Source organism: Flavobacterium suaedae, from assembly GCF_014642915.1.
GTDB classification, from domain to species: domain Bacteria; phylum Bacteroidota; class Bacteroidia; order Flavobacteriales; family Flavobacteriaceae; genus Flavobacterium; species Flavobacterium suaedae.
On sequence record NZ_BMJE01000002.1, the window covers coordinates 169,650 to 194,664 of the forward strand.

15 protein-coding genes are annotated in these 25,015 nt (G+C 37.0%); 14 read left to right on the top strand and 1 reads right to left on the bottom strand.

What is annotated here, in order from left to right:
* The first annotated feature begins 38 nt into the window (after positions 1-38).
* From IEW45_RS03755 to queG, 11 genes are all read left to right on the top strand, one after another.
* A complete protein-coding gene (locus IEW45_RS03755) occupies positions 39-1,385 on the top strand; it encodes a c-type cytochrome (protein WP_188619896.1) in 1,347 nt (448 codons plus the stop codon).
* A 33-nt stretch (positions 1,386-1,418) separates the two neighbouring features.
* Positions 1,419-4,475 carry a TAT-variant-translocated molybdopterin oxidoreductase gene (locus tag IEW45_RS03760; RefSeq protein WP_188619897.1) on the top strand — a complete coding sequence of 1,019 codons (3,057 nt, stop codon included), beginning with the start codon at positions 1,419-1,421 and terminating at the stop codon, positions 4,473-4,475.
* A gap of 36 nt (positions 4,476-4,511) precedes the next feature.
* Positions 4,512-5,918, top strand: a complete 1,407-nt coding sequence (gene nrfD / locus IEW45_RS03765) for an NrfD/PsrC family molybdoenzyme membrane anchor subunit (protein WP_188619898.1) — start codon at positions 4,512-4,514, stop codon at positions 5,916-5,918.
* Positions 5,919-5,940: 22 nt separating this feature from the next.
* Positions 5,941-6,465 (top strand): DUF3341 domain-containing protein, encoded by a 525-nt coding sequence (locus IEW45_RS03770; protein ID WP_188619899.1) that lies wholly within the window; start codon positions 5,941-5,943, stop codon positions 6,463-6,465.
* A gap of 8 nt (positions 6,466-6,473) precedes the next feature.
* Positions 6,474-7,019: a c-type cytochrome gene (locus IEW45_RS03775; RefSeq protein WP_188619900.1), complete on the top strand. Its 546-nt coding sequence runs from the start codon at positions 6,474-6,476 to the stop codon at positions 7,017-7,019.
* 27 nt (positions 7,020-7,046) lie between these two features.
* The gene (locus IEW45_RS03780) at positions 7,047-8,459 is read left to right on the top strand and encodes a quinol:cytochrome C oxidoreductase (RefSeq protein WP_188619901.1); all 1,413 of its coding nucleotides are present in this window, start codon (positions 7,047-7,049) and stop codon (positions 8,457-8,459) included.
* Between the two features lie 19 nt (positions 8,460-8,478).
* On the top strand, positions 8,479-9,669 hold the full coding sequence (locus tag IEW45_RS03785) for a cytochrome c oxidase subunit II (protein WP_188619902.1): 1,191 nt from the start codon (positions 8,479-8,481) through the stop codon (positions 9,667-9,669).
* A 38-nt stretch (positions 9,670-9,707) separates the two neighbouring features.
* Positions 9,708-11,516: a cytochrome c oxidase subunit I gene (locus tag IEW45_RS03790; RefSeq protein WP_188619903.1), complete on the top strand. Its 1,809-nt coding sequence runs from the start codon at positions 9,708-9,710 to the stop codon at positions 11,514-11,516.
* 93 nt (positions 11,517-11,609) lie between these two features.
* Positions 11,610-11,906 (top strand): GNAT family N-acetyltransferase, encoded by a 297-nt coding sequence (locus IEW45_RS03795; RefSeq protein WP_188619904.1) that lies wholly within the window; start codon positions 11,610-11,612, stop codon positions 11,904-11,906.
* Positions 11,907-11,933: 27 nt separating this feature from the next.
* A complete protein-coding gene (gene ruvB / locus IEW45_RS03800) occupies positions 11,934-12,965 on the top strand; it encodes a Holliday junction branch migration DNA helicase RuvB (RefSeq protein WP_188619905.1) in 1,032 nt (343 codons plus the stop codon).
* The gene (queG, locus tag IEW45_RS03805; RefSeq protein WP_188619906.1) at positions 12,955-13,878 is read left to right on the top strand and encodes a tRNA epoxyqueuosine(34) reductase QueG; all 924 of its coding nucleotides are present in this window, start codon (positions 12,955-12,957) and stop codon (positions 13,876-13,878) included. The genes ruvB and queG overlap by 11 nt, the downstream gene beginning before the upstream one ends.
* Here queG and IEW45_RS03810 read toward each other — a convergent pair.
* Positions 13,819-14,556: a hypothetical protein gene (locus tag IEW45_RS03810; protein ID WP_188619907.1), complete on the bottom strand. Its 738-nt coding sequence runs from the start codon at positions 14,554-14,556 to the stop codon at positions 13,819-13,821. The genes queG and IEW45_RS03810 overlap by 60 nt on opposite strands.
* A gap of 134 nt (positions 14,557-14,690) precedes the next feature.
* On the opposite strand from IEW45_RS03810, the gene IEW45_RS03815 reads away from it, so the two are divergent.
* The 3 genes from IEW45_RS03815 to sov are packed head-to-tail and all read left to right on the top strand — an operon-like array spanning position 14,691 to position 24,960.
* Positions 14,691-16,988: an NADP-dependent malic enzyme gene (locus IEW45_RS03815; protein ID WP_188619908.1), complete on the top strand. Its 2,298-nt coding sequence runs from the start codon at positions 14,691-14,693 to the stop codon at positions 16,986-16,988.
* Positions 16,989-17,040: 52 nt separating this feature from the next.
* The gene (gene ruvA / locus IEW45_RS03820; protein ID WP_188619909.1) at positions 17,041-17,622 is read left to right on the top strand and encodes a Holliday junction branch migration protein RuvA; all 582 of its coding nucleotides are present in this window, start codon (positions 17,041-17,043) and stop codon (positions 17,620-17,622) included.
* Between the two features lie 3 nt (positions 17,623-17,625).
* Entirely contained in the window at positions 17,626-24,960 is a 7,335-nt protein-coding gene (gene sov, locus IEW45_RS03825; RefSeq protein WP_188619910.1) for a T9SS outer membrane translocon Sov/SprA, read from the top strand.
* The last annotated feature ends 55 nt before the right edge of the window (positions 24,961-25,015 follow it).

Here is a 25,015-nt window from a genome sequence, read left to right on the forward strand (position 1 = left end):
AAAACTATACCAAAAATAGTCGATAATCATTTTTTAATATGAAAAAAGTGGGTAACCATAATTCGTTTTCAAGAATTTTATTGTTCTGTCTGGCGTTCTCGCTGTCTTTTTCCCTTGTGTCATATGCTCAGCAGGCTGAAACTTCCCCTGCGGAGGCTTCTACTGAAGAAGCTGCTCCGGCTGAGGGTGTTGCTGCGGGAGATCCGACGAAAGGTAAAGAATTGTTTAATTCTTTATGTGCAGCATGTCACAAATTAGATTCAAAAGCAACAGGTCCTGCCTTGAGAGGTGTGGCTGAAAAGCACGAGACTGAGTGGCTTTACAAGTGGATTAAGAACAGTAGTGCTTTAATTGCATCAGGAGATGCAAAGGCGGTAAAATTATTTGAGGAGAATAACAAACAGGTTATGACTCCTTTTCCGCAATTATCTAATAAGGATATAGATGATATTCTTGCTTATACGTCACAGCCAAAAGCTGCTCCTGCTACACCTGCTAATGCCGGTGGGCAAGCGATGGCTGCTTCAAACGACGGTGGTGTGAATAATACACTTATTCTTGCTGCGCTTGTTTTAGTTTTAGTAGTGCTTGTAGTTATGTTGGCATTAGTGAACAAAACTTTAAAAAGAGTTGCGGCTGCAAATGGAGTTGAGATTCCTGAAAAAGATTCTTCTGTTTCAATTTGGAAAGCTTACGCTAAAAATCAGTTCTTGGTTTTAGTAACAGTTGTTCTTCTGTTGCTTTCAGGGGCTTATTTATTATATGGTTACTTAATGCAGATTGGTGTTGATCAAGGCTACGAGCCAATACAGCCAATACACTTCTCGCATAAAATACACGCTGGTGATAATGGTATAGATTGTAAATACTGTCACTCTTCTGCAAGAGTTAGTAAAACTTCAGGTATACCTTCGTTAAATGTGTGTATGAACTGTCACAAGAATATTTCAGAATTCCAAGGTGATGCAGATTCTACTTATGTTGAATATTCTAAAGAATTCTATACTGCAGAGATACAAAAGTTATATGATGCAGTAGGTTGGGATAGAGCTAACCAACAATATACAGGGAAGCAAAAACCTGTTAAGTGGGTGAGAATACATAACCTTCCTGACTTCGTTTACTTTAACCACTCTCAGCACGTTTCTGTAGCTGGAGTTGAGTGTCAGAAATGTCACGGTCCTGTAGAGACTTTTGAGATAATGAAGCAAAATGCTCCTTTAACAATGGGTTGGTGTATTAACTGTCACCGTGAAACCGGAGTTAAGGTAGAAGGTAATGAGTATTACGAAAAAATCCATGCTGAACTTGCTAAGGAGTATGGTGTTGTAAAGCTTACTGCTGCTGATATGGGTGGAACCGAATGTGGTAAGTGTCACTATTAATAATCTATAAAGAAGCTAATATCTATATATAATATGGCATCAAACAAAAAATACTGGAAAAGTGTTGAAGAGCTGAATGAAAACAGTTCTGTTGTTGAGACGCTGAGAAATAATGAGTTTGTTGAAGAGATTCCTACAGATGAGTTTCTTGGTGATAAGGAGTCTTTGGAGGCTTCATCAACAAGCCGTCGTGACTTTTTGAAATATGTTGGTTTTAGTACAGCTGCTGCTTCATTGGTAGCTTGTGAGGGACCTGTAGTAAAGTCAATTCCGTATGTAGTTCAACCGGAAGAAATCATTCCTGGTGTTGCAGATTATTACGCAACTACTATTGCTGATGGTTTCGATTTTTCTAATATACTAATCAAAACCCGTGAGGGTAGACCAATCAAGGTTGAGAATAACAATCTTGAAGGTTCTAAAATTAAGCCGAATGCAAGGGTGTACGCATCTGTGCTTTCTATGTACGATAGCATGCGTTTAAAACAGCCAATGATTTCCGGGAAGCCTGCTTCTTGGGAGGAAGTTGATGCTCGTGTTAAGGCTGGTTTAGAAGAGGCTGCTGCTTCAGGCGGTCAAATAGTATTGTTAACCAGTACTATGGCGAGTCCTTCAACAGATAAGCTTATAGCTGAGTTTGGTGCTCGTTACAGTAACTTTAAGCATGTGGTTTATGATGCAGTTTCATCATCTGCTGCTATTGATGCTTTTGAAACTGTATATGGAGAAAGAGCTCTTGCTGATTATGATTTTTCTAAAGCAGATGTAATCGTTTCTGTTGGTGCTGATTTTCTTGGTGACTGGCAAGGCGGTGGCTGCGAAACAGGATATACACAAGGACGCATACCTAAAAATGGTAAAATGTCCAAGCATATACAAATTGAGGCTAACATGTCATTAACAGGTGCAAACGCTGATAAGCGTATCCCAATGACAGTTACTCAACAAAAATATGCACTTGTAGCATTATACAATGAAATTACAGGTTCATCTGTAAGTACTCCCGCATTCCCTAATAAAGAAGCTGTTACAAAAGCTGCTAAGCAATTAAAAGCAGCAGGTTCTAAAGGTGTACTTGTTTCAGGTATTGATGATGTAGATGTTCAAATGCTTGTTTTAGCAATAAACAATGTATTACAGTCTGAAGCATTCAATCCAAATAATGCACGTTATATTCGTCAGGGTAATGCTAAAGAAGTAGCGCAATTAGTAGCCGATATGAAAGCAGGATCGGTACATACACTTATAATGAGTGGTGTTAATCCTGTTTACACACTTGCTAACAGTAAAGACTTTGCTGATAGTCTTAAAAAAGTGAAATTATCAGTTGCTTTCTCAATGAAGGAAGATGAAACGGCTTCTCTAACTACTATTGCTGCTGCGGCTCCTCACTATTTAGAGTCTTGGGGAGATGTTTCAATCGCTAAAGGGTACTATTCTGTAACACAGCCTACAATTCGCCCTTTATTTGATACAAGACAATTACAGGATTCTTTACTAAAATGGTCTGGAAATCCTCAATCATACTACGACTATCTTAAAGCTTCTGAAGCTGTGGCTGCTACCGGTAAGTCATGGAATCAGTTAGTTCATGATGGTGTTTATAAGTCTTCTGATGTTGCTCCTGCTGCTGGTGGCGAAGTTGCTAACTACGGTGGTGCTGCGGCTAACTTAGCCGGTGCAAAAGCTCTTTCAGGTATGGAGCTTGTTTTCTATACTAAAATAGGGATGGGAGACGGTCAGCAGGCTAACAACCCTTGGTTACAAGAGTTCCCTGATCCTATTACAAGAGTTTCTTGGGATAACTATGTAACTGTTTCTAAAGCTGATGCTGAACAATTAGGTCTTGAAAACTACAATGTAGATAACGGAGGGCTTAATGGTAGCTATGTTACTCTTGAAGTTGGAGGAGCTAAGCTGGAGCATGTGCCGGTATTGATTCAACCTGGTCAGGCTAAAGGTTCAGTAGGTTTAGCTTTCGGTTATGGTCGTAAAGCGGCTATGAAAACTGAAATGATGGTAGGTGTTAATGCTTACACATTATATAAAGATTTTAACGGAGTACAATCAGTTAAAATAACTAAAGAATCAGGTGTACATGAATTTGCATGTATACAGCTTCACAATACCTTAATGGGTAGAGGCGATATTATAAAAGAGACTACATTAAAAGAATATAACGAAAAAGAGCCGGCTGTATGGAATGAGGTGCCTAAGGTATCGTTAGACCATAAAGAGGTTCCTGCAACTTCGGTAGATCTTTGGACTTCTTTTGACAGAACTGTAGGACATCATTTTAATCTTTCTATCGACTTAAATGCATGTACAGGATGTGGTGCTTGTGTAATAGCTTGTCACGCTGAAAACAACGTTCCTGTAGTAGGTAAGTCAGAGGTTAGAAGAAGCCGTGATATGCACTGGTTGCGTATTGACCGTTATTATTCTTCTGAAGATACATTTATTGAAGATACAGAGCTTAAGGAGAATACATCTGGCTTAATGAACTCTATTGATACATTTGGTGAGATGGAGGATCCTTCAGAGAATCCTCAGGTAGCATTCCAGCCTGTATTCTGTCAGCACTGTAATCACGCGCCATGTGAAACAGTTTGTCCTGTAGCGGCAACATCACATAGCCGTCAGGGTCAAAACCATATGGCATACAACCGTTGTGTAGGTACCCGTTACTGTGCTAACAACTGTCCTTATAAAGTTCGTCGTTTCAACTGGTTCTTATATAATAAGAATGAGGAGTTCGATTATCATATGAATGACGATTTAGGACGTATGGTACTAAATCCTGATGTAAACGTTCGTTCGCGAGGTGTAATGGAAAAATGTTCACTTTGTATTCAAATGACTCAGGCTACTATACTTAAAGCTAAGAAAGAAGGTCGTCCTGTAAATAAAGACGAATTCTATACAGCTTGTTCTGAAGCATGTGGTTCTGGAGCTATGGTATTTGGAGACGTTAATAATGAAGAGGATACTGTTGTTAAACTTAAAGAGGATGACAGAATGTATCACTTATTAGAGCATGTGGGTACTAAACCAAATGTGTTCTATCAGGTTAAAGTAAGAAATACCTAAAAATTAGTATTAATAAGAAATCAATATATAAAGGATATGTCGTCTCATTACGAAGCACCCATTAGAAAACCTTTAATTATAGGTGACAAAAATTATCACGATGTAACAGTAGATGTTGCAAGACCTGTGGAAGGAAGAGCTAATAAGCAATGGTGGATTGCATTTACCATAGCACTTGCAGCTTTCCTTTGGGGTGTTGGTTGTGTTGCTTATACTGTTGGAACAGGTATCGGAACATGGGGGTCTAATAAAACAATCGGCTGGGCGTGGGATATTACCAACTTCGTTTGGTGGGTAGGTATCGGTCACGCGGGTACACTTATTTCTGCTGTACTATTATTATTCCGCCAAAAATGGAGAATGGCCATTAACCGTTCTGCAGAAGCAATGACAATTTTCTCGGTAATACAGGCAGCAATGTTCCCTGTATTCCACATGGGTCGTCCTTGGTTAGCATACTGGGTTATGCCAATACCTAACCAGTTTGGTTCGCTTTGGGTTAACTTTAACTCACCGCTACTTTGGGACGTATTCGCGATATCAACGTATTTATCTGTTTCGCTTGTTTTCTGGTGGACAGGTTTACTTCCTGACTTCGCAATGCTTCGAGACAGAGCAATTACTCCTTTTACAAAAAGAGTTTATTCTATATTAAGTTTCGGATGGAGTGGTAGAGCTAAAGACTGGCAACGTTTTGAAGAAGTTTCTCTTGTACTTGCAGGTTTAGCAACTCCTCTTGTACTTTCAGTACACACCATTGTATCGTTTGACTTTGCTACGTCGGTTATACCGGGATGGCATACTACAATACTTCCGCCATATTTCGTTGCGGGTGCGATTTTCTCAGGATTCGCAATGGTAAACACACTACTTATTATAATGAGAAAGGTTTCTAACCTTGAGGCATATATTACTATTCAGCACATCGAGTTAATGAATATCATTATCATGATTACAGGTTCTGTAGTAGGTATTGCTTATATAACAGAGCTTTTCATTGCTTGGTATTCCGGTGTTGAGTATGAGCAGTACGCTTTCCTTAACAGGGCTACAGGTCCTTACTGGTGGGCATACTTGTTAATGATGACTTGTAATGTGGTATCTCCGCAGGTGATGTGGTTTAAAAAGATAAGAACAAGTATTATAGGTTCATTTATTATATCTCTTGTTGTAAACGTAGGTATGTGGTTTGAGCGTTTTGTAATTATCGTATCATCATTACACAGAGATTACCTTCCATCATCTTGGACTATGTTCCAGCCTACTTTTGTAGATGCAGGTTTCTTTATAGGTACAATTGGTTTCTTCTTTGTATTATTCCTTCTGTATTCAAGAAGTTTCCCTGTAATTGCACAGGCAGAAGTTAAATCGATAATGAAGACTTCCAGCGAAACATATAAGAGACAAAGAGAAGAACAAGGAAACGACAATCATTCACATTAAGAACATAATCTATTAAGAGGTCATGAGTAATAAAGTTATACATGTTTTATATAATGATGATGATATCCTGATGGATGCGGTAAAGCAAACACGCGCTGCACATCATCACATTGAGGAGGTTTATACCCCGTTTCCCGTGCATGGTTTGGATAAAGCCATGGGATTAGCTCCAACCCGAATAGCTATTGCATCGTTCTTATATGGTTTGGTTGGTTTAAGTGTAGCTACTGCTATGGTACGCTATATGATGATTGTGGACTGGCCACAAGATATAGGGGGTAAGCCTAGTTTTAGTTTTATAGAAAATATGCCGGCATTTGTACCGGTAATGTTTGAGCTTACAGTGTTTTTTGCTGCTCACTTAATGGTTATTACTTTTTATTTAAGAAGTAAATTATGGCCATTTAAAGAAGCTGAAAATCCTGATGTTAGAACCACTGATGATCATTTTTTAATGGAAGTTGCTGCTCACGGAGATGTTGATCAGTTAGTTTCATTCTTTGAGAACACAGGAGCTGTGGAAGTAAAAGTAATTGAAAAGCATTAATCGAGATTATGAAAGTATTATATAAATCAGCATTATTGGTAGCTATGGCTTCAGCTTTAACAGGCTGTTTTAACAAGTCAGAACCAAACTATCAGTATTTCCCGAATATGTACGAAGCTGTTCCTTATGAAACGTATTCAGAGGTTTCGGCTTTCCCTAATGGTAAAGAAGGGCAAATTCCTGCTGCGGGTTCTATACCAAGAGGTTTTGAACCTTATGAGTATGAAAATACTACCGAAGGGTATAACCTTGCAAAAGCAAACCTGAAATCTCCATTAGATGCTTCAGAAGTAAATTTAGCAGAAGGAGAACAGCTTTTTACAATTTACTGTGCAATATGTCATGGTGATAAAGGTGATGGTAAAGGTAACCTTGTAAAAAGAGAAAAATTCTTAGGTGTGCCTAGCTATAAAGACAGAGAGATTACAGAAGGTAGTATTTACCATGTGATAACTTACGGACTTAACTCAATGGGCTCTCATGCTAACCAGCTTAATCAAAAAGAGCGTTGGCAAGTTACACACTATGTGTTAAAACTTAAGAGCGAATTATAATTTGTAGAACACTGAAAGTATATAAAGATGTACACATTTTCAAGTAAATTAAAAGTTTTTTCCTTTGTCCTTATTGTACTGGGTATCCTTGGAATAGGCTATAGTTTTTTAACTGCACCTAAAACCATTGAGGATGTAGAGAAAATACTAAATGAAGAAGCAGCTCATGGTCATGGAGGTCATCATGCAGAAGCTTCTCATCATGATGCAGAGTTCACTGCTCACGGACCTGCAGCTGAAGAATCACATGAGGGTCATGTTGAAAAGGCACACGGGCATGAAGCAACAGCTGATGCACATCATGCAGAAGCAGCTCATGATCACGATGAGCATCATGCGCATTTAGAGCACGTTTTACATCAGTTAAAAAATAAGCCATGGGCAGCACTATATGTTCCGGCTTTATTCTTTATGTTAATTTCACTTGGTGTTCTGGCATTTTATGCTATTCAAAACGCTGCACAGGCAGGTTGGTCTCCAGTACTTTTCAGAGTTATGGAAGGTATATCGGCTTACCTTGTTCCGGGAGCAGTTATAGTGTTCTTATTATTAGTTGCAGGTGTTCTGGATTTGCACCATATATTTATATGGATGGATGAAGAAGTAGTTAAGGGTGATCACCTTATACAAGGTAAGTCAGGTTACTTAAACGGAACATTCTTCCTTATAAGAGCAGCAGTGTTTATGGGTGGTTGGATACTTTACCGCCAGTATGCAAGAAAAAAATCAATAGCACAAGATGAAGCTACGGATAACCTTAACTTTAAAAAGCATTTTAAAGCTTCTGCAGGTTTCTTAGTATTCTTTATAATAACTGAATCTATTATGTCTTGGGACTGGATTATGTCTGTAGACCCACACTGGTTCAGTACACTATTCGGATGGTATGTATTTGCTAGTTTTATAGTAAGTGCTGTTACTGTTATTGCAATGGTAACGCTTTACCTAAAATCTAAAGGTTACTTAGAATATGTAAATAATAGTCATATTCATGACCTTGCTAAATTTATGTTTGGTTTTAGTATATTTTGGACATATTTATGGTTCTCTCAGTTCATGCTGATATGGTATGCTGATATACCTGAAGAAATCACTTATTTTGTAACTCGTATAGAAGAATACAACCTTCCTTTCTTTGGTATGGTAGTTATGAACTTTGTATTCCCATTATTAATACTTGTTAATAGCGACTTTAAGCGTCTTTCTTGGGTTGTTGTTATGGCAGGTATTGTAATACTTTGCGGACACTACTTAGACTTCTTTAATATGATTATGCCGGCAGTTGTAGGAGATCGTTGGTTCATTGGGATAGGAGAGATAGGTTCTGTATTATTCTTCTTAGGTTTATTTATACTGGTAGTGTTTACTGCTTTAACTAAAGCGCCACTACTAGCAAAACGTAACCCGTTAGTAGAAGAGAGTAAGCATTTTCATTATTAATATTTAAAGAAATAAACAAATGACAAGTTTATTGATAATTGCAGTTTTAGTTTTATTAGGCATTGCAATATGGCAATTAACTAAAATATTTGACCTGACTCAACTAGGTACAGTATCGCAAACTGAAAACAGCGAAGTGGCTAATGACAGGGATAATAATGTTAATGGTTACCTAATGTTTGCCTTTGTAGGCTTTATATATGTGTTTACAATATATTCATTAGTAGAATGGGGTCATTTAGTGTTAGGTACTCCGGCTTCAGAGCATGGTCCTCAGTACGATAACCTAATGGCTATATCTTTAATCCTGATTTTTGTTGTACAAACTATAACACAGTTTTTACTACACTATTTCTCTTTTAAATACAGAGGGAAACAAGGAAGAGTAGCATATTATTTTGCTGATAATGATAAGTTAGAGTTCGTATGGACTATAATTCCTGTGATTGTTCTTGCCGGTCTTATTCTTTACGGTCTTTATGCATGGACAAACATTATGTTTATTGATGAAGATAAAGAAGATGCTTTATATGTTGAAGTATATGCAAAGCAGTTTAGCTGGGAAGTACGTTATGCAGGAGAAGACGGTATGCTAGGTAAAGCAAACGTTAGATATATAGAAGGAATTAATACAATGGGTGTGGATATGTCTGACCCTAATTCACAAGATGATATTCCTGCAAGAGAATTACACTTACCAAAAGGTAAAAAAGTAATATTCAAAATTCGTTCCCAGGATGTACTTCACTCTGCATATTTTCCTCACTTTAGAGCGCAGATGAATGCTGTGCCCGGTATGGTAACACAGTTTGGATTTACTCCAACACTTACTACTGAGGAAATGCGTCAGGATCCTGGTATTGTAGAAAAAGTAGCTAATATTAATAATATAAGATCTAAAAAAAGTGCTGAGCTTGTAGCTAATGGTGAGTCACCACTAGATCCGTATGAATTTGACTACTTACTATTATGTAACAAAATTTGTGGAGCATCTCATTACAATATGCAAATGAAAGTTGTAGTAGATGAAGAAGCTGACTTTAACAAGTGGCTAAGCGAACAAGAAACGCTTGGTAAAGCTGTGAAGAAAGAAAAACAACAAATGGCTGATAGTGTAGAAGCTACCGCTCCTATAGAAGAAACAACAGATTCTGAAACAGCAACAGACTCTACAATGGTGGAAACTGATTCTACAATGGTAGTGCAATAAAAGAAATTAATATTTTAATATATTCAAAGTAAAAAAATATGTCAGTAGCAGGACACGAAATACACGGAGAAAACGATCATGTTGATGCTCATGCTCATCACCATAAAGATACTTTTATAACAAAGTACATCTTTAGCATCGATCATAAGATGATTGCCAAGCAATATCTTATTACCGGTATAATAATGGGTATTATTGGTATAATGATGTCAATTTTATTCCGTATGCAACTTGCTTGGCCAGAAGAATCTTTTGGCATATTTAAAGCACTTTTAGGTGAGGAGTATGCTCCTAACGGTGTTATGAGGAATGATATTTATTTAGCCCTTGTTACAATACACGGTACTATAATGGTATTCTTTGTACTTACTGCGGGGTTAAGTGGTACATTTAGTAACCTTCTTATTCCGTTACAGATTGGAGCAAGAGATATGGCTTCCGGTTTCATGAACATGTTATCATACTGGATGTTCTTTATATCTTCTGTTATAATGGTAATATCACTTTTTGTTGAAGCTGGTCCTGCCTCTGCCGGATGGACAATTTATCCTCCGTTAAGTGCATTACCACAGGCAATAGGTGGTTCAGGTGCAGGTATGACACTTTGGTTAGTATCTATGGCAATATTCATTGCTTCCTCATTAATGGGATCACTAAACTATGTTGTAACTGTAATTAACTTAAGAACTAAAGGAATGTCTATGACAAGACTTCCATTAACAATATGGGCTTTCTTTATTACTGCTGTAATTGGTATTGTTTCCTTCCCTGTTCTTTTATCTGCTGCATTACTATTAATATTCGATAGAAGTTTCGGTACATCGTTCTTCCTTTCAGATATTTTTATTGCAGGTGATGTATTGCATTACCAAGGTGGTTCACCGGTATTATTTGAGCACCTTTTCTGGTTCTTAGGTCACCCTGAGGTATATATTGTATTATTACCGGCATTAGGTATAACATCAGAAATTATTGCAACAAATGCCCGTAAACCAATTTTTGGTTACAGAGCGATGATTGCTTCAATCCTTGCAATTGCATTCCTTTCTACAATTGTATGGGGTCACCACATGTTCGTATCAGGTATGAATCCATTCTTAGGTTCAGTATTTACCTTTACAACATTACTTATTGCAATTCCATCAGCTGTAAAAGCATTCAACTATATTACAACACTATGGCGAGGTAATTTGCAGCTTAATCCTGCAATGCTATTCTCTATAGGTCTTGTATCAACATTTATTACAGGTGGTCTTACAGGTATTATACTTGGAGACAGTACGCTGGATATTAACGTTCACGATACATATTTCGTAGTAGCTCACTTCCACTTAGTAATGGGTATATCTGCACTATACGGTATGTTTGCAGGTATTTACCACTGGTTCCCTAGAATGTTTGGCAGAATGATGAACAAAACTTTAGGTTACGTTCACTTCTGGGTAACTGCTGTATGTGCTTACGGAGTATTCTTCCCAATGCACTTTATAGGTATGGCAGGTTTACCAAGACGTTACTATACCAATACTGCATTCCCTTTATTTGACGACTTACAAGATGTAAACGTACTAATAACAATGTTTGCTATAATAGGTGCGATATTCCAACTTGTATTCTTATGGAATTTCTTCTACAGTATATTCAGAGGTAAGAAAGCTCCAATGAATCCATGGAAATCTAATACACTTGAGTGGACTGCTCCTGTAGAACACATGCACGGTAACTGGCCTGGTGCTATACCTGAAGTTTACAGATGGCCTTACGATTACAGTAAACCGGGTCATGAAGATGACTTTGTTCCTCAAAACATTCCTATGAAGGAAGGTGAAGAACAATTACACCACTAAGATTATATTAAAAGAATTATAAAAAAGCCCCTCTTCATTAAGAGGGGCTTTTTCTTTATTTAGAGAAAGAGTATCTTTATAAAAAACATACTTATGAGTACAGAAGGAAGATTTAAAGTTAATACTGCCGAAAATCAGTATGAGTACCACGTAGGAGAACACATGGCGTTTTTAGAATATATAAAAGAACCGAATAAGATATTCTTTGTTCATACAGAAGCTCCCGAAGAACTTCAGGGTACAGATGCAGCAGCTAAGCTTGTTGAAAGTGCTTTACAGCATGCAAAAGATAATAACCTTGCAGTAGTACCTTCATGTACTTATGTGGCTAATTATATTAATAAACATCCTGAATGGTATAGTGTCCTTTCAGAAGGGTATCAAATGTAATTAAGGTTTTTGGAGTATATTTGCCCAATGAATGAAAACTTAGATCCTACAAACGCTAATTATAATGCAGAAGAACTTGACCTTGAAAAGAAGTTAAGACCACTTTCTTTTGACGATTTTACAGGTCAGGATCAAGTATTGGAAAATTTAAAAATATTTGTTCAGGCAGCAAACTTACGAGGAGAGGCATTAGACCATACGCTGTTTCACGGTCCTCCTGGTTTGGGAAAAACCACTTTGGCAAATATTTTGGCTAACGAACTTGAAGTAGGTATTAAAATTACTTCGGGTCCTGTGTTAGATAAACCCGGTGACTTAGCGGGTTTATTAACAAATTTAGATGATAGGGATATTTTATTCATTGATGAGATACACCGCCTTAGCCCAATAGTAGAAGAATATTTATACTCTGCTATGGAAGACTTCAGGATTGATATAATGATTGAATCGGGACCTAATGCGAGAACAGTACAAATAAATCTAAGTCCGTTTACACTTATTGGGGCAACTACCCGCTCAGGGCTTTTAACAGCACCTATGCGTGCCCGATTTGGTATATCAAGCCGATTACAATATTACACTACAGAGCTACTTACCACTATTGTACAACGTAGTTCAGCTATATTAAAAATGCCTATTACTATGGAAGCCGCTATTGAAATAGCCGGAAGGAGTAGAGGTACACCGCGTATTGCCAATGCTTTATTGCGTAGGGTACGCGATTTCGCTCAGATAAAAGGTAATGGTAAAATAGATATAGAGATAGCTAAGTATTCGCTTAAAGCCTTACATGTAGATGCACATGGCTTGGACGAGATGGATAATAGAATACTTACTACTATTATTGATAAGTTTAAAGGTGGTCCTGTAGGGCTTTCTACACTGGCAACAGCCGTTTCCGAAAGTGGTGAAACTATAGAAGAAGTATATGAACCGTTTTTAATTCAGGAAGGGTTTATTATTCGTACCCCACGCGGTAGAGAGGTGACCGATAAAGCCTATAAACATTTAGGAAGAATACAAACACGTAACCAAGGAGGTTTGTTTGATGTTGACTAACAGACAACAGTATACTGACTTTATAAAAGCCGAAGCTAAGCGCCTCGGCTTTTTGTCATGTGGCATATCAAAAGCAGGTTTTTTAGAAGATGAAGCACCCCGTTTGGAACAATGGCTTAATGAAAACAGAAATGGGCAAATGCAGTATATGGAAAATCATTTCGATAAACGCCTTGACCCGACTTTACTTGTAGACGGTGCTAAAAGTGTTATTTCGTTATTGCTTAATTACTACCCAAATGAAACACAAAACACCGAATCCTATAAAATTTCAAAATATGCCTACGGACAGGATTACCACTTTGTAATTAAGTCAAAGCTAAAAGACTTACTACATAGCATACAAGAAAATATAGGCGAAGTAGGAGGAAGGGCTTTTGTAGATTCGGCACCGGTGCTTGATAAAGCATGGGCAGCTAAAAGCGGACTGGGCTGGATAGGTAAAAACAGTAATTTGCTGAGTAAGCAGGTAGGTTCTTTTTTCTTTATAGCAGAACTTATAGTGGATATTGAACTGGAGTACGATACTCCCGTTACCGATCATTGTGGGAGTTGTACAGCTTGTATAGATGCTTGCCCTACTCAAGCAATAGTAGAACCTTATGTTGTAGATGGCAGTAAATGCATATCTTATTTCACTATAGAGCTAAAAGATAATTTGCCTATGGAAATGAAGGGTAAGTTTGATGACTGGATGTTCGGTTGTGATGTATGCCAAGATATTTGCCCTTGGAACCGCTTCTCTAAACCACATAATGAACCGCTTTTTAACCCACACCCTGATTTACTTACTATGACTAAGAAAGATTGGGAGGAAATAACAGAAGACACTTTTCGGGCTGTATTTAAAAAATCAGCAGTAAAAAGAACCAAGTTTGAAGGGCTTAAACGAAATATAGAATTTTTGAAATAATAAGACCTTAGTCTTGTTTATTACTTTATACTTCCCTTGAAATACAATTTCTTTTAAAGGAGAAAGTGAGTTTTTAGAAAAAAGATAGTCCCTTGCTTGATTATAGAAATCAGTTGAAGTGTAGGTGTTAGAAAAATAAGTTAATAAATTATTATCACCAATATGCTGATTTTTTTGATCTATGAATACTACTTCAACTATATGAAATATTTTGAAATATAACCAAGATTTTTTTCTATGATCCATGCTCTTTAATCTGGTTAAATATTTTATACAATCATCTATTGTTTTAAAGAAAAAATGTGACTCGAATCTATCAGGTAATCTATTTCCATTTTCTTTGAAAGTATCTTTTCTTACTTTGTCTAGTATGAAATCATTAAAATATCTAAACTCTCTTCTAATATTAAACTTAGTTCTTTCAATTTCGTTTTTGATTTCTATAATTGAATTTGAAATATGCTCATTAACTTTAATACTAGTGAGGTTTTGAGTGTGAATTAGCTCTATGATTTTGTGTACAGCTATATCATGCTTTAGAGATACGTTATAAATTAAATTAAACAAATGGGTTAACTCTTTAAAACGATACTTTCTTTTGATATCTATATTTTTAGATGTAGAAATCAATTCTCCAACCCTATAAGATTTATTTACAATTTTATAATGATTTTCCATAACAATGATTTTAATAAAGCTTAAAAATTTTAAATGTAAAGAAATAAAGTTTGTGTAAAATATTGAGCGTTAAAAATTTCTTCATTTCATACATAGGTTTACCTTTGTAAGTCGTTTCAAAAAGTCTATTATAAATGAATCACTACAGTAAGCGCAGGGAGGCATTGTTATATCATGCAAAGCCAAATCCGGGGAAAATACAAGTTGTTCCAACCAAAAAATACGCTACACAGCGTGATTTATCTTTAGCTTACTCACCGGGGGTGGCAGAGCCATGCCTTGAAATAGCAAAAGATGTAAATAATGTTTATAAATATACTACAAAAGGTAACCTTGTAGCTGTAATTACTAATGGTACAGCAGTACTGGGTCTGGGAGATATAGGACCAGAGGCATCTAAGCCGGTAATGGAAGGGAAAGGATTACTGTTTAAAATATTTGCAGATATTGATGTTTTCGATATAGAAGTAGATACGAAAGATGTAGATGCTTTTGTAGAAACGGTAAAAAAGATAGCACCTACTTTCGGGGGTATCAACCTTGAAGATATTAAAGCACCTGAGTCATTTGAAATTGAACGCAGACTGGTAGAAGAATTGAATATACCGGTAATGCACGATGACCAGCACGGTACAGCAATAATATCGGCAGCAGCACTATTAAACGCCATAGAGCTTGCTGAAAAGAATATAGAAAATATAAAAGTTGTTGTTTCAGGAGCAGGGTCAGCAGCTTTAGCGTGTGCTAACCTATATATGCTTATAGGAGTGAAGCCTGAAAATGTAACCATGTTTGATAAAGATGGTATGTTGGTTCAGGATAGAGAAGACCTTTCTGTAACACAACGTAAGTATGCAAAAGATACTGAAGCAATACCATTAGCTGAAGCAATAAAAGGAGCGGATGTGTTTTTAGGGCTTTCAGTAGGTAATGTACTTACTCCTGAAATGTTGCTGAGCATGAATAATGATCCTATTGTTTTTGCAATGGCAAATCCAACTCCGGAAATTGACTATGAGTTAGCTATATCAACACGTGAAGATGTGATTATGGCGACAGGTCGTTCAGATAACCCTAATCAGGTTAATAATGTATTGGGTTTCCCGTATATATTCAGAGGAGCGTTGGATGTTCGTGCAACTACTATTAACGAAGAAATGAAGATGGCTGCTGTAGTAGCTCTTGCACAACTGGCAAAAGAACCGGTGCCGGAACAGGTAAATATAGCGTATGGCGAAACCAAACTTAACTTTGGCAGAGATTATATAATTCCTAAACCTTTTGACCCCAGACTTATAGCAGTGGTAGCGCCGGCGGTAGCAAAAGCAGCTATGGACAGTGGTGTGGCAAAAAGCCCTATAACTGATTGGGATAAGTATGCGGAGGAACTTTTAGAACGTTTAGGAAATGACAATAAAATGGTACGACTACTTACAAACCGTGCCAAAACAAACCCTAAGCGTATAGTGTTTGCTGAAGCAGACCATTTAGATGTGCTTAAAGCAGCGCAAATAGTACACGAAGAAAAAATAGGTATTCCTATTTTGTTAGGTAGTAAAGAAATTATTGAAGAACTAAAGAAAGAAATTGAGTTTGATGATGAACTTACTATTATAGATCCCAAAACAGACGAAGAAAAAGGGCGAAGAGACCGATATGCAAAAGTGTTTTGGCAGGCAAGACAACGTAAAGGTATAACCGAGTTTGAGGCACAAAAATGGATGCGTGAGCGTAACTATTTTGCAGCAATGATGGTTAATGAAGGCGAAGCTGATGCTATGGTTACAGGCTACTCCAGAAGTTACCCTTCGGTAGTGAAACCTGTAATGCAGCTTATTGGTAAAGCACAGGGGGTTACTAAAATAGCAACTACAAATATGATGCTTACCAAAAGAGGTCCTATTTTTCTTTCGGATACTGCTATAAACCCGGACCCTAATGCAGAAGATTTAGCAAAAATTGCTTTAATGACTGCAAAAACAGTAAGAATGTTTGGTATAGAACCGGTTTTAGCCATGATATCGTTCTCTAACTTTGGTTCAGCTTCATCACCAAGTGCTAATAAAGTAAGAGAAGCAGTAGCTATACTGCATAAAAATCATCCTGATTTAATTGTTGATGGAGAGGTACAGTCAGACTTTGCTTTAAATCCTGAAATGCTTAAAAAGCAGTTTCCGTTCTCTAAATTAGCAGGTAAAAAAGTTAATACTTTAATATTTCCTAATTTAGAATCAGCCAATATTACATATAAATTACTTAAAGAACTTAACAAAATAGTGTCTATAGGACCTATAATGTTAGGGTTGGATAAACCTGTTCACCTGTTCCAGCTTGGGGCAAGTGTAGAGGAGATGGTAAACATGGCAGCAGTAGCAGTTGTAGATGCCCAAGAGAAAGAAAAAAGGAATAAAACAGCTAAGCTACAACGATAAAGGTGCAGGGTTAAAGAATTTTATTATTTTTGGAAAACTTTAAAAATCAGGTATGATAGCACATCTTCAGGGAAGGATGGTAGAGAAACTGCCAACAGAGGTAGTAATAGATTGTAATGGCGTGGGGTATCAGGTTAATATTTCACTACACACCTATTCGCTTTTACCCCAATCAGAGAATGTTAAGTTGTTTACACATTTACTGATAAAAGAAGATGCTCATACCCTTTTCGGTTTTATGGAAAAATCGGAAAAAGAACTTTTTAAATTACTTATATCCGTATCGGGTGTTGGTGCAGGTACGGCAAGAACAATGCTTTCCTCTTTAAACCCTAAACAAGTTATTAATGCTGTTGGCTCCGGAGACGTTGCTACTATACAGTCGGTAAAAGGAATAGGGGCTAAAACGGCACAGCGTGTAATACTGGATTTAAAGGACAAAGTGTTAAAACTGTATGATATAGAAGAAGTTTCTGTTTCAGATTACAATACAAACAAAGATGAAGCGTTATCTGCCTTGGAGGTGCTTGGCTTTAACAAAAAATTAGCTGAAAAAGCTATAGATAAAATTGTTAAGGAAACACCTGATGCCAATGTGGAGACTATTATAAAACAAGCATTAAAAAATTTATAATCCTTGAAGACTAAATACTCTAAAGAATCTTATAGTTATCTGAAATATACTCTTTCAATAGTATTTTTATTTTTTAGTATAGCTTTACAGGCGCAGATAGACGAAGATGAGGAGGCGGAAGAAGCGGCAAGGGATACCATAAAAGGCTATAATAAAGGTAAAGTAGAGATTGGTAACCCAAGGAGTATAGTTGATGCCTATACTTATAACCCTGTTACCAATCGTTATGTATATACCGAAAAGTTTGAAGGCTTTAATGTTACTTATCCTTTAATACTTACACCTGAACAGTATGAAGAATTAGTATTACGCGAATCAATGCGTGAATACTATCAGGAAAAGTCCAGAGCTGTAGACGGAAAAGGTAGTGAAGAAGAGAATCGTAACTTACTACCGCGTTACTATGTAAACTCTAAATTTTTCGAAACTATATTTGGCGGAAACACTATAGATATTAAACCAACAGGTTCGGTAGAGATGGATTTGGGGGTTCGGTTTACCAAGCAGGATAACCCTTCCTTATCACCAAGAAACAGGCGTACTTTTACTTTTGATTTTGACCAACGTATTAGTATGAGCTTACAAGGTAAGGTAGGAACCAGATTAAATGTAACAGCGAATTATGATACAGAGTCTACCTTTGCTTTCCAAAACCTTATAAAATTAGAATATACTCCTACCGAGGATGATATAATACAAAAAATAGAAGTAGGTAATGTTAGTTTCCCATTATCCAATTCTTTAGTACGAGGGGCGCAAAGCCTTTTTGGTGTTAAAATGCAATTACAGTTTGGTAAAACCACAGTAACAGGTATTTTCTCCGAACAAAAATCGCAAACCAAAACAGTTACTGCCGAAGGTGGCGGCACAGTTCAGGATTTTGAAATTTTTGCACTTGAATACGATGAGAACAGGCACTTTTTCCTTTCGCAATACTTCCGTAATCAATATGATTTTGTATTAAGAAACTATCCTTATATAGACACTCGTGTACAAATTACACGTATAGAAGTTTGGGTAACCAACAGGCAAAACAGGATAAACGCACAGGAAAATAACTCCCGTAACATTATAGCATTACAGGATTTAGGTGAATCTCCTATGACGAGGTTTACTGTGCAGGGAAATACACAGGAAGATTTTACAGATGAAGCAGTAGGTTTTGCCGATTCAGGTTCAGCTTTCTTTAATGTGCCTGCAAACACTCCGCCGGATAACGAAAATAACAAACTCGACCCTAATACAATAGGGACAACAGGTTGGTTAGCCCCATCGGTTAGAGAGATGGTTACTATTTCCAATTCAAGCTTTTTAAATGTTAACGCTAATGAAGGTAGCGATTATTCAAAATTAGAAAATGCCCGTAAATTAACAGCCGGTGAATATACATACCATGCACAATTAGGTTATATATCGCTTAACCAAAGGCTTAATAATGATGAAGTTTTAGCAGTAGCATACCAGTATACTATTGGTGAAAATGTTTACCAGGTAGGTGAATTTGGTACAGATGGTGTAGATGCTACAGTAGTAACTGAAGATGTTTCGGGTCAGCAAGACCAGTCAGCAGTATCAAACCAGAGTTTGATGTTAAAGATGCTGAAAAGTAACTTGATAAATGTGGAAGAACCGGTATGGGACTTAATGATGAAAAACATTTATCAAATACCGGGTGCATACCAACTTTCTCAGGAGGATTTCAGGTTTAATATATTATATACAGATCCTTCACCTTTAAATTATATTACACAGGCTCCGCCAACACCTGCAGACCCAACCCCTCCGCCATTACCCGAAGGTGTCGCAGATACTCCCTTATTAAGAGTGTTTGATTTAGACAGGCTTAATTATACTAATGACCCGCAACCGGGAGGAGATGGTTTCTTCGACTTTGTGCCGGGGCTTACGGTAAATCAGCAATATGGCTATGTAATATTTACAAGTGTGGAACCTTTTGGTGCATCGTTATTTGACAAACTTTCAACTGACGATCCAACCGAAAACTATCATGATGATGAAGATGAAAACACCTTTAATGCAAACCAAAAGCGTTATGTGTACAGGAGTCTTTATAAATCTACATCAGCAGAAGCACAACAGGACAGCCAGAAAAATAAATTCCAGTTACGAGGTCGATTCAAATCCTCAGGAGGAGATGGTATCTCTCTGGGAGCTTTTAACGTTCCGCAAGGTTCTGTAGTAGTAACAGCAGGAGGTCGTACGCTTGTTGAAGGTCAGGATTATACCGTTAACTATCAGTTAGGACGCGTACAAATATTGGATCCGTCATTACAAGCCTCTAATACACCTATTGAAGTTTCTGTAGAAAACAACTCCGTATTCGGGCAGCAAACAAGACGTTTTGCAGGGGTTAACGTAGAACACAAGTTTAGTGATAAGTTCTTAGTAGGTGCCACATTATTAAATATGTCCGAAAGACCGTATACTCAAAAAACGAATTATGGTCAGGAATCAGTAAATAACACCATTTTTGGTTTAAATACAATCTACTCAACAGAAGTTCCATTCTTTACCCGTATGGTAAATAAACTTCCAAACTTAGATACAGATGTTCCTTCCAATGTATCATTCAGAGGGGAAATAGCCTATTTAAAACCGGGTGCTTCTAAAGCCGATCAATTTAACGGAGAGGCTACTACTTATGTAGATGACTTTGAAGGTTCTCAAACCAATATTGATATGCGTTCGGCTCAGGGTTGGACACTTTCCAGTGTTCCTGTAACTATTTTTGATGATAATCAAGTGCCAAATAACGATTTATCATCAGGTTATAAAAGAGCAAAACTGGCATGGTACAGTATAGACCCTATATTCTATTCCAGTCAAAGACCAAGTGGTGTTAGCCCAAATGACCTGTCTACTAACAGAACAAGACGTATATATTATGATGAACTTTATCCGCAAACAGATGTTGTGCCCGGGCAAAGTACAGTAGTTAATACGTTAGACCTTAGTTACTATCCTCAAGAGCGTGGACCGTATAACTTTAACCCACTTGCACAAGCTGATAATACTTTTACAGAAGCTGAAGCAGAGACAAACTGGGCGGGTATTATGCGTGGTATTAACTCAACAAACTTTGAGCAAACCAATGTTGAGTATATCCAGTTTTGGATGTTAGACCCATACGAAGGAAACCCAGGTTCGGTTGATGCTGATAACACAGGTGTACTTGAGATTAACTTAGGTGAAATTTCGGAAGATATATTAAAAGATAACAGAAAGCAATATGAAAACGGATTGCCTGAAGCGGGAGGTAATCAGCCTATATTTAGTACAGTGTGGGGAGATGTTCCTGTGTCGCAGTCTTTAATTTATGCATTTGATACTGATGCTGCTAACAGAAGTGTTCAGGATGTAGGTTTTGATGGCCTTACTGATGAAGAAGAAGCTATTAAATTTCCAGGTTTTGACCCTGCTGACCCCTCTGCGGATAATTATCAATTCTATCTTAATGCTACAGGAGATGTATTAAATCGTTATAAAAATTATAATGGTGTTGATGGTAACTCGCCGGTTGATGTAGGAGACAATAACAGAGGTAATACAACTTTACCGGATATAGAAGATGTGAACAGAGATAATACTATGAATACCATTGATGCATATTACAGGTATCAGGTGCCAATAGGTCCGAATGCTGTAGTTGGTCAGGGGTATGTAGTAGATGAAAGACCATTTACAAATGTTGAACTTGCCAATGGTGATAATGCGAATGGTAGATGGTTATTATATAAAATTCCTATTGAAGGTCCTGACAGAGAAGAAGTAGGGGGGATAAACAGTATCCGTTCAATCCGCTTTATGAGAATCTTCTTAACAGGTTTCAGAAGAGATATCACACTTCGTTTTGGAGCATTAGACCTTGTTCGCGGTCAGTGGAGAAGATATACAAACTCATTAGACCCACAGGAAACAAACGAGCAAAACCAGCTTGATAATACAGGTTTTGATGTTGTAGCACTTAACATTCAGGAAAACGGAGACCGTTCTCCTATACCATATGTTTCGCCACCGGGCGTACAAAGGGAGCAGTTGTATAATAATAATGCTGTAATTAACCAGAACGAACAGTCATTATCTTTACGAGTATATTCTGCAGATGGTGCTCTTGACGGAGGTTTAGAACCAAATGATGCACGTGCAGTATTTAAAAATGTAAATGTTGATATGCGCCAGTATAAAAAACTGAGAATGTTTTTACATGCTGAAGCACTACCTACAGATACCAACCCGCTACTTGATGATGAGATGAAAGCATTTTTAAGGTTTGGTAATGACTTTGTAGATAACTTCTATCAGGTAGAAATTAAACTGAAGGTTTCTGAACAAAATGCAAGAACTGCAGAGCAGGTATGGCCTTCTGAAAATGAAATACTATTACCACTTGACGCGCTTACAAAACTTAAAATAGATGTTTTAAATAATGTAGCTCCTCCGGAAGATGAACTGGGTATTATATATGTTCCTTTAAATGAACTGAGCCCAGGCGCTGACCCTGATAACAGAATACGTATAGGTATAAAGGGTAACCCTAATTTTGGTTATGTAAGGACTTTAATGCTCGGGGTAAAAAATGCTTATATGCCGGGTGAGATTGGTGCTGAAAACATCAGAGGTGAAGTTTGGTTTAATGAGCTACGCCTTAGTGATATGGATAACGAGGGAGGTATGGCTGCTGTGGCAAGTATGGACAGTAACTTTGCGGATTTTGCAACACTATCTGCTACAGGGCGCGTTAGTACCATAGGTTTTGGTTCGGTAGAGCAAAGCCCTAATGAAAGAAGCAGGGAAGATATTAAACAATATGATATTGTTACTAATGTAAACCTTGGTAAACTGCTTCCTAAAAAATGGGGTATTAACCTTCCGTTTAACTATGGAGTAGGAGAAGAGATTATTACGCCTGAATATGATCCATTCCAGCAGGATATACGTTTGGAGCAGTTAATTGGCGAGACGGATAGTGAGGCTGAAAAAGATAATCTAAGAAACAGAGCTATAGATTATACCAAACGTAAGAGTATAAACTTTATAGGGGTGAAAAAAGAACGTTCTCCCGAACAGAAAAAACATGTTTATGACCCTGAAAATATTACCCTGTCTTACTCTTATAATCAAACAAATCATCATGATTATGAAATTGAAGACCTGATAGATAAACAAGTACGAGTAGGGGCAGATTATACTTATTCTTTTGAAAGTAAACCTGTAGAACCATTTAAGAATACAGGTTTTATGAAGAAAAGTGATTACTGGAAAATGTTGAGAGATTTTAATTTTAATTATTTGCCTTCTAACATTTCTTTCAGCTCTAATATTATAAGGCAATATAACAGGCAGCAATATAGAAATGTTGATGTAGAAGGTATTCCTATTAGTCCGTTATACAGGAGGAATTACTTTTTTAACTATCAGTACGGGTTTAATTATAATATTACAAAGTCACTTAAATTTAATTATACTGTTGCAACAAGTAATATTGTAAGAAATTACCTTGATGAGAACAATATACCAATTGAAAGGTATGATGTATGGCATGACTTCTGGAACACAGGTGAACCAAATACCCACACACAACAGTTTGTATTTAATTATGATTTACCTATAAATAAAATACCTGCGCTTAGCTTTATAAAATCTACTTACAGCTATACAGGTACATATAACTGGCAACGTTCATCAGATGCATTATCTCAAATAGAAGTTTTAGAAGAAGGTAATTTAGTGACTTATCAATTAGGTAATACAATACAAAACTCTAATTCGCATAAGCTGAATGCAGCATTTAATATGGATATGTTCTATAAGTATATAGGATTAGGTCCTAAAAAGAAAAAGGCTAAAAATGCTGCGCCACAAGGTCCGCCAAGACCGGGGCAAAAAATAACCTCTAATCAAAAGGCGAATGAAGATGGAAACGTTTTCCTTAATGGCTTAATAGGGGTAGTAACCAGCGTTAAAAACATTCAGGTTAATTATACAGAGACGAATGGTACAGTACTACCGGGCTTTTTACCTAGTATAGGTTTCTTAGGTACTACAAAACCGTCACTTGGATTTATTGTAGGTAGCCAGGATGAGGATATACGATATGAAGCGGCAAGAAATGGCTATTTAACTACTTACCCTCAGTATAACCAGAACTTTACTCAGGTACAAACAGAATTATTAAACATAACTGCTTCGGTTGATTTATTCCCTGACTTTAAAATTGATTTAACAGCAGATAAATCAACTTCTGAAAATTTCTCAGAACAGTTTGATGTAGAAGATGGAGAATATATGCCACGCTCGCCATATACTGCGGGTAATTTCCAAATCTCAACAATACTTATAAAAACGGCGTTTGATAAGAGTAATGTAGACGGTTCGGATGCGTTTGACCAAATGCGTGAAAATAGATTAACTATAGCAAACAGACTGGCAGAACAGTATTATAATGGTGGCAACATACCAAGATATGGAGACCCGGGTGCACCAACAGGTGACTTTGCGGAAGCGAATGAAGGTTACCCTGTAGGCTTCGGTAAGAACAGTCAAAGAGTATTATTGCCGGCATTCCTGGCAGCATATTCAGGACAGGATGCTTCTAAAGTTTCAACAAGTCCGTTTAGAGATATTCCATTACCAAACTGGGTTGTAAAATATACCGGTTTAATGCGATATAAATTCTTTAAAGAAAGATTCAGAAGGTTCTCCTTACAGCATGGTTACAGAGCGTCTTACAACATTAACTCGTACCGTTCTAATTTTGAATATGATGAAAATCCTGATGGGCAGGATAATGGAGGTAATGGGAACTTCTATCCTAAAAACATTATATCAAACATTAACCTTGCGGAACAATTTAACCCGCTTATCAGAATTGACTTTGAAATGAAAAACTCAATTAAGGTATTGGCAGAGGTTAGAAAAGACAGAACATTAAACATGAGTTTTGATAATAACCTTTTAACGGAGGTTAGAGGTAATGAGTATATTGTAGGTTTAGGTTATCGTATTAAAGATGTAGTTATAAATTCCAGTCTTGCCGATAATCCTACTAACACTATAAAGAGTGATATTAACCTTAAAGCAGATTTCTCTTTAAGAAAGAATGAAACTATAGTACGTTATCTGGATTATGATAATAACCAACTTGGAGGAGGGCAGAATATATGGTCAGTTAAGTTTACAGCGGATTATTCATTCAGTAAAAACTTAACAGCTATTTTCTATTACGACCACTCATTCTCTAAAGCGGTTATATCTACATCATACCCTATAACTAATATACGTGCAGGGTTTACACTGAGATATAACTTTGGAAATTAATTGAAAAAAACCATTTTGTAATTATGCTTTAAAGCATACATTTGTAAAAACAAAC